This is a genomic window from Ensifer sp. Root278 (genome assembly GCF_001429285.1).
Taxonomy (GTDB): domain Bacteria; phylum Pseudomonadota; class Alphaproteobacteria; order Rhizobiales; family Rhizobiaceae; genus Ensifer.
Genome location: NZ_LMJJ01000028.1, coordinates 1 through 16,309, shown reverse-complemented (window position 1 = coordinate 16,309; position 16,309 = coordinate 1). Strand labels below are relative to the sequence as shown.

Annotated in this window: 15 protein-coding genes and 2 pseudogenes; 7 read left to right on the top strand and 10 right to left on the bottom strand. The window is 61.8% G+C overall.

All coding sequences use genetic code 11. From position 1 onward, the window contains the following. From ASE60_RS19510 to ASE60_RS19490, 5 genes and pseudogenes are all read left to right on the top strand, one after another. Positions 1–252: hypothetical protein (locus tag ASE60_RS19510; RefSeq protein WP_210178386.1), on the top strand; the 252-nt coding region annotated here is incomplete at its 5' end. 455 nt (positions 253–707) lie between these two features. Next, positions 708–1,413, top strand: a pseudogene (locus tag ASE60_RS19505) (hydrolase). 198 nt (positions 1,414–1,611) lie between these two features. Further along, positions 1,612–2,286 carry a YoaK family protein gene (locus tag ASE60_RS19500; protein ID WP_057252206.1) on the top strand — a complete coding sequence of 225 codons (675 nt, stop codon included), beginning with the start codon at positions 1,612–1,614 and terminating at the stop codon, positions 2,284–2,286. A 56-nt stretch (positions 2,287–2,342) separates the two neighbouring features. Next, entirely contained in the window at positions 2,343–3,509 is a 1,167-nt protein-coding gene (locus ASE60_RS19495) for a low temperature requirement protein A (RefSeq protein WP_057252205.1), read from the top strand. Positions 3,510–3,558: 49 nt separating this feature from the next. Continuing rightward, positions 3,559–4,812 carry a patatin-like phospholipase family protein gene (locus ASE60_RS19490; protein ID WP_162261309.1) on the top strand — a complete coding sequence of 418 codons (1,254 nt, stop codon included), beginning with the start codon at positions 3,559–3,561 and terminating at the stop codon, positions 4,810–4,812. Between the two features lie 67 nt (positions 4,813–4,879). Here ASE60_RS19490 and ASE60_RS19485 read toward each other — a convergent pair whose 3' ends face one another. From ASE60_RS19485 to ASE60_RS19440, 10 genes are all read right to left on the bottom strand, one after another. Then, positions 4,880–7,165 carry an NADP-dependent malic enzyme gene (locus ASE60_RS19485; protein WP_057252203.1) on the bottom strand — a complete coding sequence of 762 codons (2,286 nt, stop codon included), beginning with the start codon at positions 7,163–7,165 and terminating at the stop codon, positions 4,880–4,882. A gap of 114 nt (positions 7,166–7,279) precedes the next feature. Beyond that, on the bottom strand, positions 7,280–7,954 hold the full coding sequence (locus ASE60_RS19480; protein ID WP_057252202.1) for a 3-oxoacid CoA-transferase subunit B: 675 nt from the start codon (positions 7,952–7,954) through the stop codon (positions 7,280–7,282). A 12-nt stretch (positions 7,955–7,966) separates the two neighbouring features. Further along, positions 7,967–8,662 carry a CoA transferase subunit A gene (locus tag ASE60_RS19475; RefSeq protein ID WP_112996840.1) on the bottom strand — a complete coding sequence of 232 codons (696 nt, stop codon included), beginning with the start codon at positions 8,660–8,662 and terminating at the stop codon, positions 7,967–7,969. Between the two features lie 46 nt (positions 8,663–8,708). Beyond that, complete coding sequence (locus ASE60_RS19470; RefSeq protein WP_057252200.1) at positions 8,709–9,236, bottom strand: gamma carbonic anhydrase family protein; 528 nt, start codon at positions 9,234–9,236, stop codon at positions 8,709–8,711. 64 nt (positions 9,237–9,300) lie between these two features. Further along, positions 9,301–10,650, bottom strand: coding sequence for a dicarboxylate/amino acid:cation symporter (locus ASE60_RS19465; protein ID WP_057252199.1), 1,350 nt, complete (start codon positions 10,648–10,650; stop codon positions 9,301–9,303). Positions 10,651–10,743: 93 nt separating this feature from the next. Then, complete coding sequence (locus ASE60_RS19460) at positions 10,744–11,088, bottom strand: cupin domain-containing protein (protein WP_057252198.1); 345 nt, start codon at positions 11,086–11,088, stop codon at positions 10,744–10,746. A gap of 4 nt (positions 11,089–11,092) precedes the next feature. Further along, positions 11,093–12,115 (bottom strand): zinc-binding alcohol dehydrogenase family protein, encoded by a 1,023-nt coding sequence (locus ASE60_RS19455; RefSeq protein ID WP_057252209.1) that lies wholly within the window; start codon positions 12,113–12,115, stop codon positions 11,093–11,095. Between the two features lie 15 nt (positions 12,116–12,130). Continuing rightward, a complete protein-coding gene (locus ASE60_RS19450) occupies positions 12,131–13,027 on the bottom strand; it encodes a 3-keto-5-aminohexanoate cleavage protein (RefSeq protein WP_057252197.1) in 897 nt (298 codons plus the stop codon). 123 nt (positions 13,028–13,150) lie between these two features. Further along, on the bottom strand, positions 13,151–13,936 hold the full coding sequence (locus tag ASE60_RS19445; protein ID WP_057252208.1) for an SDR family oxidoreductase: 786 nt from the start codon (positions 13,934–13,936) through the stop codon (positions 13,151–13,153). 28 nt (positions 13,937–13,964) lie between these two features. Beyond that, the gene (locus ASE60_RS19440; protein ID WP_244495670.1) at positions 13,965–14,807 is read right to left on the bottom strand and encodes a dioxygenase; all 843 of its coding nucleotides are present in this window, start codon (positions 14,805–14,807) and stop codon (positions 13,965–13,967) included. Positions 14,808–15,296: 489 nt separating this feature from the next. Between ASE60_RS19440 and ASE60_RS19435 the strand changes: the two genes are divergently transcribed. Then, on the top strand, positions 15,297–15,923 hold the full coding sequence (locus ASE60_RS19435; protein ID WP_057252195.1) for a hydrolase: 627 nt from the start codon (positions 15,297–15,299) through the stop codon (positions 15,921–15,923). 291 nt (positions 15,924–16,214) lie between these two features. Next, positions 16,215–16,309 (top strand): annotated as a pseudogene (locus ASE60_RS34700) (hydrolase); the annotation flags it as partial.

Here is a 16,309-nt window from a genome sequence, read left to right as displayed (position 1 = left end):
CTCCTGCTGGGCCGTGTGACGATAGCGGAAGGGCGCAAAATGAAAACGATCGTCGGCGCCGCCGCATTGGCAGCCTCCATCCTGATCACTTCGTCGGCCGCACTCGGCGACGATGGTGCACCCGCAAAGGATAACAAGCGACCCTCCTGGGCGAAGGTTGTTGTGAACCAGCCACCGCCGAAGGCGGGCGCCTATTACAAGGGAGTATCCCGGACCACCTTCGGCAATCTCGAATGGCCGCAGACCCGATGAGGGACTAGAGTCCCGCTTTCAAGCGGAATACTGGAAGCGGAAGGTGCTCTAGAAACAAAGTGCCAGAGCCATCCGGCCCGCTTCCGGTGCGTTGTCGGGAGCTTTATTCGGAAGTCGATTTCGCGGTGTGGTGGTGACCGGGCCGGCATCTGGGCGGCGAAAACCACGCCATCCGTGTGACCGTCACAAGGAGATGCGAAAGACCTTGGAGTGGCGTCGCCTATCTCGATTATTGCCAATATCGCAATTCAATCGAAATGATTATTGCACTTCAGCGGCACAACCCGGTCGGCTACACCTGTTGTCACCAAACCAGTTCACCCCAGACCGGCCAAGACCGGGCACCGACGCCCCGCTTGCCAACCAGCTTTAAGAGGAGAAAATCCATGTCCAGCAAACTCGAAGTCCTGACCCCCGCAAACAGCCAGCTGATCTTCATCGACCAGCAGCCGCAGATGGCCTTCGGCGTTCAGTCGATCGACAGCAAACTCGAAGTCCTGACCCCCGCAAACAGCCAGCTGATCTTCATCGACCAGCAGCCGCAGATGGCCTTCGGCGTTCAGTCGATCGATCGGCAGGTCCTGAAGAACAACGTCGTCGGTCTCGCCAAGGCCGCAAAGGTCTTCAGCATTCCAACCACGATCACCACCGTCGAGACCGGGTCCTTCTCCGGCCACACCTATCCCGAACTGCTCGCCGTCTTCCCGGAAAACGACATTCTCGAACGCACCTCGATGAACTCCTGGGACGATCAGAACGTCCGCGACGCGCTCGCCAGGAATGCCGCCAACGGCCGCAAGAAAATCGTCGTCTCCGGGCTGTGGACCGAAGTCTGCAACACCACCTTCGCGCTCTCCGCTCTCCATGACGTCCCGGACTACGAGATCTACATGGTCGCCGACGCCTCCGGCGGCCGATGCGCACAAATACGCCATGGACCGCATGGTCCAGGCCGGCGTCATCCCGGTGACCTGGCAGCAGGTCCTGCTCGAATGGCAGCGCGACTGGGCSCRCAAGGAAACCTACAATGCCGTCACTTCGCTGGTGAAGGAGCATTCCGGCGCCTACGGCATGGGCATCGACTACGCCGTCACCATGGTTCACAAGGGCGACGAACGCGTCAGCCACGGCAAGACGATCGGCCCGAACCCGGCGAAGTGAGCATCACTGGGTCCCCTGGTTTGTCGCCAAGACGGACCAGGGGACCCGCATCGTCCTGTCAAGACTCGTTTTCATCGGCGCACCGCGGGATCAGAGCTCGCTTCACGCCATGCCAGGTGACACCAGCGTCGACGGTTTCGTTATCGCTGCAATCGAGAATGTCGCCAGGACTCAAGCAATAGGGGGTAGCGGCATACGATGCTGAACATACTTCGCGGGAAAAGCAATTCACTGGCACTGGCGTTCATTTCCGGGTTCGCTGACGCACTCTTCTTCATTCACTTGGGTGGCCTTTTCGTCGGGTTGGTTACCGGCAACGTCGTGCTCCTCGGACTCGGACTGGTCGGTCACGAAAAAGGCGGCCTGCGCGATCTTCAGATCATGACCTTCCCGCTCTTCATGGTGGGCGCGGGCCTGGCCGCCATCCTCGTCGCCTGGATCAAGCCTCTCGAGCGCGCGACATTCTGGACGCTCATCATCGCCGCGGCCGCGTTTGCAACGGCCGCCCTTCTTGCGATCTTCGATGCCGGGCTAGTATCCGCATGCGCCCTTCTCGCCGTCGTCGCTATGGGGATGCTGACGGCGATCGAGCGTCTCGACCCAAGGCTCGGCCCACCGTTTTCGCTCATGACGGGCAACATCGCCGGCCTCGCAGTCGCTGCGGCCCGTCGCGTCATCGGCTATACCGAGAAGCCGGAAGAGTGGGGGCAGTCGCTGACATCGATCATTCTGGTGTTCGGCTTTGTGATGGGGTGTGCTGCCGGCGCGTTTGCGCAAGTCACGGTGGGCGTTGCGGGAATGCTCTTCCCGGCTCTCTTGCTGCTCGTGGTCGGCCTTTTCTATTCACCGCAAAACACGAAGAAGCCGGGCTGAACGATGGCCGCTGTCGTTTTGCCGCCTCCAAGCGTGATCTCGAAGGGAGGCCAGCCTTGTCCGCGATAGCCGCTTTCAGCCTGCCCCCGCGCGATCGTAACGAGGTCAACCGCGGCTCGACCTCCCTTGAACTGATGTTCGATCTTGCCACCGTCGTGGCGGTGGCCGCCGCCGCCCATGGACTGGCACAGGACATCGAAGCCGGCGAATTCGCGCCCGGCGTCGTCCGCTTCGCCTGCAGCTTTTTCATGGCCTGGCTGGCCTGGGCGAACTACACATGGTTCGCCTCGGGCTATGACAACAAGTCGGCCGCCTTCCGTGTGGTGACGATGGTCATCATGTTCGGATCGCTTACCCTTGCCGGAGGGATCCGAAGCGGCCTCGGCGATGAGCCGCATTGGCTCGTCCTCATCGGTTTCAGCATCATGCGACTGGGCATGATCGCCCTGTGGCTCGGCGCGGCGAACGGGGATCGGCATGCCCGCCCGGCGGCCCTGCGCTACGCGGCCGGGATCGGCGGCATGCAGGTTTACTGGAACACCCTGATCGTCACAGTTTCCCCTGAAGCGCCGCTTTACTTTCCGCTCTTTGCGCTCGGCGCCGCTGGCGAACTGGCCGTACCGCTGCTGGCCGAGCGCGGGACCGCCAGCAACTGGCATCATGGTCACATCATCGATCGCTACAACTCGTTCAATATCATCGTCCTTGGCGAATGTTTTGCCGCCATCGCCTTGATTATCTCGGATCCCGCGACGCCGGAACTAAGGCATTTCTGGTGGGCGGTCCTGTGCTCCATCATCGCGTTTTCGATGTGGGGACTATACTTTGACCGCAACGAACAGCTGCTCAGCCGCAAACCTGGCATCGTTCTGACCTGGGCCTACGGACATTGTCTGCTTTTCGCGGCTGGGGCGGCGACGGCCGCCGGCTTTACGGTGTTTCTTAGCGTCGCCCGCGATGGGACCGTTTCGCAACAGCTTGCCGCTCTCGCCTTTTGCATACCGATCGCGATGTACCTGACCGCCCTCTGGCTGGTCCGCGACCGGGCGTCCAAACATGGCTCGATGCACTGGCTTCTCTTGATCATGGCGGCGCTCGTGCTCGCAAGCAGCACGTTCGCCTCCCACGCTTTGGAATTGATCGCAATGTTGCTGGCGATCACCGTAACGATACGCCGCCGACTATATCCGGCAAGCCTGCATGCGGGCGGCGAACGCGACTGAAATCGGCGCAAGCAAAGGGTGGATTAAAAGGATGGGGGATCCGAGGGCGATGTCGTTGTCAGCGACCATTTTTACGCGCATTCAGGGATTTCGATCCTCAATCATGCCGCTCCTTTTTGCATCCGGTCTACTGACGGCATGTGTCACCGGGCCTGAGCGTATCTCGGTTCCGGCAGAACAGGCTTCGGCTGTGCAAATCGAACACGTGGACCTTGCCCGCTTCTGGGGAGACGAGGTCACGCCCACTCTACGTTCGCTCATAGCGCAACAGTACAAGCAGACCCACGATGCGGTTCGCTCAGGGCGTCGCCCGCGCACCGCCGTCAATCATGTCGACTTTCTTGCCATTTCGGGCGGAGGCGCCGACGGCGCGTTTGCCGCCGGATATCTGACGGGCTGGAGCGAGAGGGGCAATCGACCGCAATTCGAGGTCGTGACTGGCGTCAGCACGGGCGCTTTGGCGGCTCCCTTTGCTTTCCTTGGGCCGTCCCACGACCGGGAATTGCGCGAAGTTTTCACGCAGTATGGTGACCGCGATATCTATAGAAATCTCGGCCTGTTCGGCGTGATGGGCCGTGGTCTCTACGATAATGGGCCGTTGCGGCAATTGATCGGTCGCTATCTCACCGAAGAAATGGTCACGGAAATTGCAGCGCAGTACCGCATCGGCCGGCGTCTGCTGATCCAAACCACCAACATTGATGCCCAGCGTCCTGTTGTCTGGGACCTGTCCGCCATCGCGGCCAGTGCGCGCGCCGATCGTCGAGAGCACATGATCGACGTCCTGTTGGCGTCTGCGGCCATACCTGCGGTGTTCCCACCGGTTCGGATCGATGTAAGGCTGGACAGTCAAGCCAGGCAGGAATTGCATGTCGACGGCGGGACCGTGGCGCAGATCTTCTTCGCCCCTCCCAATATAGAGCTGTCGGGATATGAGAAGCGCTACTTTGGTCATGCCCGCTCGCGAACACTCTATCTGATCCGCAACGGGCGATTGACGCCCGAGTACGCCGCGACCGAAGAAACAGCGCTCGGGATCGCCCGCCGTTCGATCGAAACGTTGATCAAGTATCAGGCGATTTCCGATCTGGTGCGCCTGCAGCTTCAGACGACGGCCGCCCGCGGTCAGCTTTATTACGCATCGATTCCGGATCAGTTCACACTGAGCCCGAAATCCGAATTTGATCGAAGGTACATGCAACAGCTTTTTGCCGCCGGTCACGACGAAGGCCGTCTTGGGCGGTGGCGCAAGCAGCCACCGCTTACGCCGGTGCAAGCGGCCGAGCAGCGCAATCCTGGCTGACGTTCGTCAATGCCTGCAGCCTGGATCGCGGGCTGCAGCGCTCCTGGCTGCAGCCGCCGACATCTGCTCAGCTGCCGTCGGTTCCAAAGGCGGCGATTGCCGCCAAATTGACGATGTCGGAATCGCGCGCATTGAGCGGTACGATCTGCACCGATCTATCGAGGCCGACCAGAAGCGGACCTACGACGGTCGAACCGCCTAGTTCCTGCAAGATCTTTGTCGAAATCGAAGCTGAATGCAGGGCCGGCATGACCAGGACATTGGCCGGACCTGACAATCGGCAGAACGGATATTGCTGCTGCATCAGGTGATGATCGAGCGCAACATCGGCTGCCATTTCGCCATCATACTCGAAATCCACCTTGCGCATGTCGAGGATCCGCACGGCCTCTTGCACGCGCTCCGAACGCTCACTCTGCGGCTGGCCGAAGGTCGCGTTGGCGAGCATCGCGACACGCGGTTCGTAACCCATGCGCCGCGCGAAACCAGCCGCTCCCTCCGCAATATCTGCCAACTGCTCGGCATTGGGCAAGTCATGGATGGAGGTGTCCGCCACGATAACGCTGCGCCCGCGGCTCAGGGCGATCGAGACCCCGATAACGCGTTGACCCGGGCGCGGATCGATCACCCGCCCGATATCCTCCAAAGCGGATGAGTAGTGGCGCGTCAGGCCGGTGACCATGGCGTCGGCGTCGCCAAGCGCCAGCATACTGGCCGCAAAGTGGTTGCGATCATTGTTGATGAGGCGTTGGCAATCGCGCAGCAGGAAGCCTTTGCGCTGTAGCCGCGCGTAGAGATGCTGGGCATAGCTACCGCTGCGAGGCGAGAGCCTCGCATTGGTGATCTCGATGGCGTTGCTGGTAATATCGAGGCCGGCGTTGTTCGCTGTTTCACGGATGCGATCCTCACGACCCACGAGGATCGCCGTTCCGAGCTCCTGATTAACGAATGCGATTGCCGCGCGTACGACACGCTCCTCCTCGCCTTCCGCAAAGACGACACGCTTTGGCTGAAGGCGCACGCGGTCGTAGATGCGCTGGAGGGTCGAAGCGATCGGATCGCGGCGGGCGGACAACTCCTGAGCGTATTTTTGCAGATCGTCGATGTTGCGACGTGCGACGCCGGTCTCCATCGCAGCCTTCGCGACGGCGAGCGGAATTTCTGAAATGAGACGCGGGTCGAACGGTACCGGAATGATGTAGTTGGGGCCGAACTTCGGCCGGTTGCCCTGATAGGCAGCAGCGACTTCGTCGGGCACGTCCTTGCGGGCAAGTTCGGCCAGCGCCTGCGCGGCCGCCACTTTCATGGCCTCATTGATGGTCGTCGCCCTGACATCCAGCGCACCGCGGAAGATATAGGGAAAGCCCAAGACATTGTTGACCTGGTTCGGATAGTCCGAGCGGCCCGTGGCCATGATGGCATCGTCGCGGATTTCTGCGACTTCCTCTGGCGCGATCTCGGGATCCGGATTTGCCATGGCGAAGATGATCGGGTTTTTCGCCATCGACAGCACCATGGCCGGCGTCAGCGCTCCCTTGGCAGAAAGACCGAAGAATACGTCGGCGCCGTCCATCGCTTCGGCCAGCGTGCGCAGCTTCGTATTCACCGCATGTGCGGATTTCCACTGGTTCATGCCTTCGGCGCGACCTTCATAAACGACGCCCTTGGTATCGCACAGAATGACGTTTTCCGACGGAAACCCGAGGGACTTGATGAGTTCGACGCAGGCGATCGCCGCCGAACCTGCCCCATTGCAGACAAGACGCGTCGTTTTCATGTCGCGTCCGGTGATGTGCAGCGCATTGATCAGCCCTGCGGTCGCGATGATGGCGGTGCCATGCTGATCGTCATGGAAGACCGGGATATCCATTATCTCGCGCAGGCGCTGCTCGATGATGAAACAGTCCGGCGCCTTGATATCCTCGAGATTGATGCCGCCGAGGGAAGGACCGAGGAAGCGCACACAGTTGATGAATTGCTCAGGGTCCGGCGTATCGACCTCGAGGTCAATCGAGTCGATGTCCGCGAACCGCTTGAACAGGACCGATTTCCCCTCCATCACAGGCTTTGATGCGAGCGCCCCGAGGTTTCCGAGGCCGAGAATGGCGGTGCCGTTGGAAATCACGGCCACCATGTTGCCGCGCGTCGTGTAATCGAAGGCGCGTGAGGGGTCTTCTGCTATCGCCTTGACGGGCTCGGCGACACCGGGCGAATAGGCCAATGAAAGGTCCCGCTGCGTCGCCATCGGTTTGGTCGGCGTGATCTCGAGCTTGCCGGGACGCCCCATGGCATGAAACTCAAGCGCCTCGGCGGCGGTCACCGAGGCTGCGGCGTGGATTCTTTTCGATGACATCAGTTCGTTCCCTTCGCCAATATGAATACGATCGGCAGCGACTGCCGCTAGCGATGCTTGAAGTTGGAAAACCGCGGCACCGGTCGCGGTTGCACCGGCAAGTTCAAGCGCGGGTCAGGCGCTCACGGCGAGCCGCGATGAAACGACGATCTCAGTGCCGGTGGTGGCTCTGACGTCTTCGATCGTCACGGCATCGGCAAGTTCAAGAACCTCGAATGCAGCGGCATCGCCGCGCAGCGGCTTGAAGACGCCGAGGTCCGTGATGACGAGACCGACGACGCCCTTGCCCGTCAGGGGCAGCGAACAATGCGGAACCAGCTTTGGTTGAATGGAGCCCGTCTTGTCCTTTGCGACATGCTCCATAACCACTACGACGCGCTTGACGCCGGCCACCAGGTCCATCGCCCCACCCATGCCCTTGACCATCTTGCCCGGGATCATCCAGTTGGCGAGATCGCCATTGGCCGCCACCTCCATGGCGCCGAGGATCGAGATGTCGATATGCCCGCCGCGGATCATGGCGAAGCTGTCGGCAGACGAGAAGAAGCTGGTCGTCGGCAGCGCGGTGATGGTCTGCTTGCCGGCGTTGATCAGGTCGCCGTCCTCATCGCCCTCGAAGGGGAACGGCCCCATGCCGAGCATTCCGTTCTCGGATTGCAGTTGCACGCTGATGCCGGGTGCGATGTGATTGGCGACCAGCGTGGGAATGCCGATGCCGAGATTGACGTAGAAACCGTCCTGCAGTTCTTTAGCGGCGCGCGCCGCCATCTGATCGCGAGTCCATGCCATCGGTCAGTCCTCCTAAGCCGCGGTCCGCGGTCTGGTCGTGCGTTGTTCGATGCGTTTTTCGGGATTGGCGACGTGCACGACGCGGTCGACATAGATGCCGGAGGTATGGATCCCGTCGGGGTTCAGATCGCCAGCCGCCACAAATTGCTCGACCTCAGCGACCGTGAAGTCTGCCGCGGTGGCCATCATCGGGTTGAAGTTGCGGGCCGTGTAGCGATAGATCAGGTTCCCTTCACTATCGCCCTGCCAGGCATGCACGATGGCGAGATCACCGCGCAGCCCCTTTTCCATGACATAGGTTTCGCCGCCGAATTCGCGGGTCTCCTTGCCGTCTGCGACGATGGTGCCAACGCCGGTGCGCGTGTAGAAGGCCGGGATGCCGGCGCCGCCGGCGCGGATGCGCTCCGCAAGCGTCCCCTGCGGGGTGAACTCGAGTTCGAGTTCGCCCGATAGGTACTGCTGTGCAAAGGTCTTGTTCTCACCGACATAGGACGAGACCATCTTGCGGATCTGGCGCGAGTCGAGGAGGACGCCGAGACCGATCCCGTCGACGCCGGCATTGTTGGAGATCACGGTCAGGCCGGTCACGCCGGATTCGCGGATCGCCAGGATCAGGGCTTCCGGGATGCCGCTCAGGCCGAAGCCACCCGAGAGGATCGTCATGCCGTTCTTGAGGCGACCGGCCAAGGCCTCGGTCGCGCTGCTCATTACCTTCTTCACGGATGTACTCCCTTGTCGATGCGCGGCGCTGCCGCTAGCCGTTTGAGGCGAGATGGTCGCGATACCGGATCGCGTTGCGGACGTAGCGCCCAGCGGATGCCTTCAGACGTTCGGATTCCTCGGCCGAAAGCGTCTTCACAAGCTTTGCCGGCGAGCCGAGGATCATCGAGCCGGGCGGGAACGACTTGCCTTCCGTGACCATGGCGCCCGCCCCGACGAGCGAGCCTTCGCCGATCTCAGCGCCATTCATGACGATCGCCCCCATGCCGATGAGCGAGCCGTTTCCGATCGTGCAGCCATGCAGGATGGCGCCATGGCCGATGGTGCAGTCCTCGCCGATCACCAGGGGAAAACCCGGATCGGTATGGAGGATCGCGCCGTCCTGCACATTGCTGCGGGCGCCGACGTCGATCAGTTCGTTGTCGCCGCGCAAGACCGCGCCGAACCACACACTGGCATCCTTTCGGATGCGGATCCTGCCGATGACCTGAGCATCCGGCGCGATCCATCCGAAGTCTTCATCCAGCACCGGCTTACGGTCTTCGAGATCGTAGAGGGCCATTTCACACTCCCATGGTAACTGTGGTCCGATGCGCGGGGCCGCCGTCGCCGCGGCCCCACCGCCGTCAGATCTTCGAGGCGAGTTCCGGGGTCGCAATGACATCCAGGTCGTCGACGGCCTGGCTATCGGCGAGCGGGCTGCCGGCAAGCACCGCCTGGAGACGGGCCTCATCGAGTTCGCCCTCCCACTTCGCCATGACGATCGCCGCAACGCCATTGCCGATCATGTTGACGAGGGCGCGTGCCTCGCTCATGAAGCGATCGATGCCGAGGATGAGCGCCATGCCGGCCACCGGGATTGCCGGCACCACCGAAAGCGTGCCGACAAGGGCGATGAAGGAGGCGCCGGTGACGCCCGATGCACCCTTGGAGGTGAGCATGGCGACCCCGAAGATTGCCAACTGCTGACTGAGCGAAAGGTCCGTATTGGTCGCCTGAGCGACAAACAGGGCTGCGAGCGTCATGTAGATGGACGACCCGTCGGTGTTGAATACGTAACCGGTCGGCACGACCAGACCGACGACGGGTTTGGCCACACCGGCATTCGTCAACTTTTCCATGAGGCTCGGCAGCGCTGAGTCGGACGACGAGGTGCCGAGCACGATCAGGATCTCTTCCTTGATATAGGCCAGGAACTTGATGATGCTGAACCCGGCCCACCAGGCGATCAGACCGAGGACACCAAGCACGAAGATGATGCTGGTGAGATAGAAGGTGCCGATCAGGAAGGCTAGCGGTCCGAGCGACGACACGCCGTATTTGCCGATGGTGAAGGCCATGGCGCCGAACGCGCCGATGGGGGCGAGGCGCATGATCGCATTGATGGCACCGAACACGAGATGCGAACCGGCCTCGATGACATCGCGGATCGGCTTGGCGCGATCGCCGAGATGCGACAGGACATAGCCGAACAGAACCGAGATCAGCACGACGGGCAGGATATCGCCCTGCGCGAAAGCGTCGACCACGGTCTTCGGCACGATGTTCATGAGGAATTCGGTGACGGATTGCTCCGCCGCCTTGCCGGCATAGACATTGACGGCGTCGGCATCGAGGGTGGCGGGGTCGGCGTTGAAGCCGGCGCCGGGCGTGAGCACGTTACCGATCACCATGCCGATGGCGAGCGCCAGAGTCGAGACGACCTCGAAATAGAGAAGGGCCTTGCCGCCGACGCGGCCGACCTTCTTCAGGTCGTTCATGCCCGCAATGCCCGAGACCACGGTACAGAAGATGACGAGCGCGATCACCATCTTGATCAATTTGATGAAGGTGTCCCCAAGGGGCTTCATCTCGATGGCCGTTTCGGGCCAGAAATGACCAAAGACGATCGCGATCGCGATGCCGATCAGAACCTGTATGTAGAGTATCTGATACCAAGGCTTGCGCGGCTTTGGCGTGGTGGAAGCATGCGTCATGAAAGGTCCTCCCTTCGGAACGAGCAGGATTGCCGCGACGGGCAACCCGTCACGTGAACTGGCATCGAATTTTCGAGATAGCGGCCGCTTGCCTTACGGCGGCTGGGTCGTCGGCATCACCAAGAGGATCGTCGCCGGTCGGTCCGTCGCATTATAGAGCTTCCGGCTTTCCGCCGGTGCAATGCGGCAGGAATCCCATGGCTGCAAAACGACCTCCTCGTTGCCGTTCGAAACCGTGACCTTGCCGTCGAGAACGACGTAGAGTTTTTCGACGGGCGAACTGCTAAGGGTCGTGCCGCCGCCGGGCTCCAACGTCGACACTCCGAGCCAGGCCGTATCGGACGGCCCGGCCTCGAGACCCTGCAGGCGAACCATCCTCATCTTGTCGTGGCCCGGCGCCTGGTAGGGCGGAGCATCCGTGAACTTGACCACGTGCACGGCCTCACGCTCCCGGAACGAGCACGATGCGGTCGCGCGAGGACGCCATGACGGCCTGATAGGCTTCGTGGGCGTTCTCGAACGAATAGATCGCGGTTTCTACAATGGGAAACGGCTTGAGCTTGCCGGCGGCAAAGCCCGGCGCCATTTGTTTGAGGATCGCGCCCGTCTCGACCGAGTTCAGCGAAATCGTGTCGATGCCGACATAGGTGTGCTGCCCCTTGTAGAAGGCAAGCAAGTCAAAGTTGACGAAACGGTCGATCGCCGAGATGAAGATCGCCCGGCCCCGCACCGCAAGCGACTTCTGGCCGATCTCGTAGAACGGGTCGCCGACCGTGTTGTAGACGATATCGGCGCCCTTTCCGTCGGTCAGTTCGCGAACTCGCGCCGGCACATCCGTCTTGTCGGCGGCAATGACCTCGATCGGCGCATTGGCGTGCCCCTGATAGGCCTCGTCCCGGCGCACGACGCCGATGACGCGCGCCCCTCGCCAGGTTACGATCTGGGCCGCCGCCTGCCCGACCTTGCCGTTGAGGCCGAGAATGAGCACGGTCTCGCCGGCTGCGGGCAATCCGGCCCGTTGCAGACCCTGCCAGGCCGTGACGAAGGGCACGCCGATCCCTGCGGCCGCCTTGATGTCGATGCCGTCGGGAACTTCGACGACGGCGTCGGCCTCGACGATCATGTGGCTCGCCTGCGCACCGTCCAGCCGGATGCCGAGGTCACCGGACGAACCGAAGACTCGCTTTCCAATCAGCTCCTGAGGCCCCGCCACTACCTGGCCCGCGAAATCGCGGCCAGGCGTTCGCGGAAACACCGCATAGGGCATCAGGCCCGTTGCCGCCTTGGCATCGGAGGGATTGACGGCCGCCGCATGGATTTCGACGAGCACCTCGCCTGGCCGAAGAGGCCGCAGCGGATGCGTCTCGATGGGGAGCTCGATCGCGTCGTAGCTCGGCGCCTTGGCATGGAGACGCAGGCCCCGCACCGTCGATGCCGCTTTAATGTTCAAATCTTCGTTGTTCATCATCAAGGCCTCCTGTCACGCAGCTTCGCGCAAGCCGAGAATGCGGCGCGCTTCGGATGGATTGGCGATCTGGGCCCCCAGATCTTCGGCGATGCGGCGCGCTTTCTCGACGAGGGCCGCATTGGAGGGCGCAAGTACGCCGCGTTCGATATAGACGGCGTCTTCGAGCCCGACCCGGACATGGCCGCCGGCCAGATAGGACTGGGCGACCATCTGGAAGGCCGAGCGGCCGATGCCGATGGCGGTGAAGGCGGCGTCGGCCGGCAGCAGCCCGCGGGCATAGAGCACGGTCTCCGGCGACGGCTGGAAACCGTACTTCACGCCCATCACGAAGGAAGTCAGGAGCAGTCCCTTGAACGTGCCGTCGGCGATCAGGTCATGAAGCAGGGCGATATCGCCGGAATCGAACAACTCGATCTCTGGCTTGACGCCGGCGTCAGCGATCACCTTCGCCATGCGGCGGATATTGGCCGGCGTGTTGATGACCACCTGTCCGCCCGAATTCATAGTGTTGAGATCGAGCGTGCAGATATCGGGTTTCAGCGCGACGATATGCTCGACACGGAGCTCCGGCACCATCAGCGTCGTACCCTCGCCCGCGATCTTCGGATCATGCTCTGACGGTACGAAGCGGCCGCCCGGCCCCGTTGTCAGGTTGATGATCAACTCGGAATTCTTCGCACGGATGCGATCGAGCACCTCGCGGTAAAGATCGAGTTCCATCGACGGACGCCCGGTCTTGGGATCGCGGACGTGGATATGGGCGATAGCCGCCCCGGCATCTGCCGCTTCCAGCGCGGAATCGGCAATCTGCTTTGGCGTGATCGGCAAATGCGGCGTCTGCTCCGGCTGGGTAATATTGCCGGTGATCGCGCAGGTGATGAACACTTTCGACAGCGGTGCGCGTGTCATGGTTTCCTCCCGTTTACCTGGCTAGAGCATCCCGCTCTCAAGTGGAATCACTCGAAGCGGAAAGATGCTCTAGAATCAAAGTGCTAGAGCGTCCTTTGTGCGTTCGTCTGAACGCACGGCGCTCTAGAGCGCCCGGCCGCCGTCGACTTGGATGATATGCCCGGTAGAGTAGCGGAGCATGGTGGCGCAGGCGGTGATCGCCGCGGCAATGTCTTCGGCGGTGCCGATGCGCTTCAGCGGCGTCGAGGCCTTGACCTTGTCGTTAAAGTCGGCGCCGCGGCCCGGAACAAATTCGGTATCGACGACGCCCGGCGAGACCGCCAGCACTCGGATTTCCGGCGCAAGCGCCCGCGCCAAAGCCTTGGTCATGACGTCGATGCCGGCCTTCGCCGCACAATAGGCGATGGATGAACCGACAGCGGTGAAGGAGGCGATCGAGGAGATCGACACGACCAGTCCGTCGCCAGATGCCTTCAGCAGCGGCGCAAAGGTACGAATGGTCGCGAACTGGCCGCGCCAGTTGACTTGCAACATGAGGTCGATGAGTTCGTCGGTGAGCCCATCGAGGTCGGCATGCGGGACGGGTTTGGTGAAACCGGCGGCATTGACCAGGATGTCGAGGCGGCCGTGTTTCTGTTCAAGCGTCGCGCGAAGCGCGATGAGTGAAGCCGTGTCGACGACATTCGCCACATAGGCGGCGTGAGGCGCGCCGAGTTCCTTGATCAACGCTTCGGCCGCCAGCGTATCACGCTCCGTGTCCATATGCGTGACGACGATCGTCGCTCCTGCCGCTGCGAGCATGCGGCTGGTTGCGGCGCCGATGGCGCCGGCGCCACCGACGACGAGTGCAACCTTGCCTTCGAGCGAACGGGGATAGGTTTCGCGTTTCAGCTGTTCTGTGTTCGACATGAGATACATCCGTTTTCTTATGTTGGGGTCAGCGGATCGGCGGAGCCGGAAGCTTGGCTTCGCCGCATTCCATCACGAATTCATAGGCAAGCCGGTACCAGGGGCCGGTCACATCGGCAGCCGGCGGCGCGCCGGCGCCTTGCGTGAAATCGCCGATCAGGTGGCGGGTGACGCCGAACACCACATCGCTTTCCAGATGCTCGTCGTCATCGACGAATATCTGGGTGATGAGGGTTTTGTAGCCCGGCTTGAAGCAGAGGAAATGCAGGTGCGCCGGGCGGTAGGGATGGCGGAGTTGCGCGCGCAGCAACTCGCCCACCGGCCCGTCGGTCGGCACCGGATAGCCCGCGGGCTTCACCGAGCGGAAAGAAATGCGACCCTGCGCATCGGTCCGGAATTTGCCGCGCAGGTTCATGTTTGCCTGGTCCGGGTCCTGGTTCTCGTAAAGGCCGGCTGGAGACGCCTGCCAGACGTCGATCTCGACGCCTTCGATCGGCTTGCCGTCGGGATCGGTGATGCGGCATTCAGCGAAGAGGGCCGGGCCGGGCGTCTGCGAGCGGATGATCGAACCACCGTTTTCGGTCGACGGCGAATGCATCCGCCAGAAGGGCCCGAGCAACGCCGCGGCGGTTTCCGTCGCGCCGTTCTGGCCGTTGTTCAGCAGGCAGACCAGGGTGGAAAAGCCGAGCGCATCGGAGAACAGCACGCCCTCATTGTGAGCGTCGTTGGTCGCCTGTCCTATCCGGTTGAGGAAATCGATCCCCTGCTCGAATTCATCCTCGCTGAGGCGGACTTCGCGGGCGAAGGCATGCAGATGCTTGACGAGCGATTCCATGATTTCTCTGAGGCGGGCGCTGGTCGCTCGCGACATCGCGTCGAGAACCACTCCCGTCACCTCCGCCTGATTTCCGATAACGTGGGTGGGCCTAGCTTTCGTCTCTGCTGCGTCCATGGGATCTCTCCAACTATGCAATCGATTGCATGTCTTTAACGCAATCGATTGCATAATGTCAAGAGCATGAAGGAATGCTTTTTTATCGGGGACTCAAACAGAGGTTCGCTTCCCGTAAAGACCCGGATTCGCATGCAGGCGGCGCACGCCAGCGCTGTCCATATCGCTGAGGCAAGACGCGGCTCGCCCCAGAGACCACGCGCGCGGTACGGGATTCGATCTCGTGCAACGAAGCGGGAAGCGGTCATGCAGCTGATCGCGCGGGCGTGCGCCGATCGCCGTCGACGAACGCGGTCACAGCCGACCAAATCCAATTGCTTTCGGCAAAATGCCGCCTTTGCGTTCAAGCCGCCGGCAAGCCGGACCGCTATCTTTTCCAGCTGTCAGCTATTCCCTGGAGTAAAAGAAATGACGCCCATTCCCCTTCTGACACCCGACGAGCCATTGCTCCTGATCGTCGACCAGCAGGCTGGACTCGCCTTCGGCGTGGGATCCGGCGATCGCCAGTTGCTGGTCGGAAACACAGTGGCTCTTGCCAAAACTGCGCGCGTTTTCAACCTGCCGATCGTCGTGTCGACCTCCGCATCCAAGGTCTATAGCGGCCCCCTGATGCCGATGATCAGAAGCGTCATCCCAGACGTTCCGGTGATCGAGCGGCGCAACATGAATGCCTGGGAGGACGACGGCGTTCGTGACGCGGTCGTCAAAACCGGCCGCCGCAAGCTCGTCGTCTCCGGTCTCTTGACCGAAGCATGCGTCTCCTTCCCCGTTCTTTCCGCGCTTGCTGATGGTTATGAGGTCTTCGTCGTAGCCGACACATGCGGCGGCATCACCGCGGAGAGCCACGCCCTTGCGTTGCGAAGGATGGAGAAGGCAGGCGCGACGATGACGTCCTGGCTGCAGCTTCTCCTCGAGCTTCAGCGGGACTGGACGCGCAAGGAGACCTACGATGGTGCCCGGGCGATCGTAGAAGCGCATGCGGGCGGATACGGGATCGGACTTGCCTATGCGCGTGACATGATTCACCCGGTTTGATCAGATGGGACGTTGCGCGGGTGCCTCTCTGGACTTGCCCCGGCATCCAAGGCCCAGGACCAGCGAGCAACCGCGACCCACCCGCCCTGGCATCCGAGAGATCAATCGACGGAGTTCGGGGCTCACCAACCCAACCTTTGTTTCATTTTACGCAATTCAATCGAAATGATTATTGCAATTCAGCAGCGCAACCCGGTCGGCTACACCTGGTGTCACCAAACCAGTTCACCCCAGACCGGCCAAGACCGGGCACCGCCGCCCCGCTCCAACCAGCTCAAAGAGGAGAAGTCCATGTCCAGCAAACTCGAAGTCCTGACCCCCGCAAACAGCCAGCTGATCTTCATCGACCAGCAGCCGCAGATGGCCTTCGGCGTTCAGTCGATCGA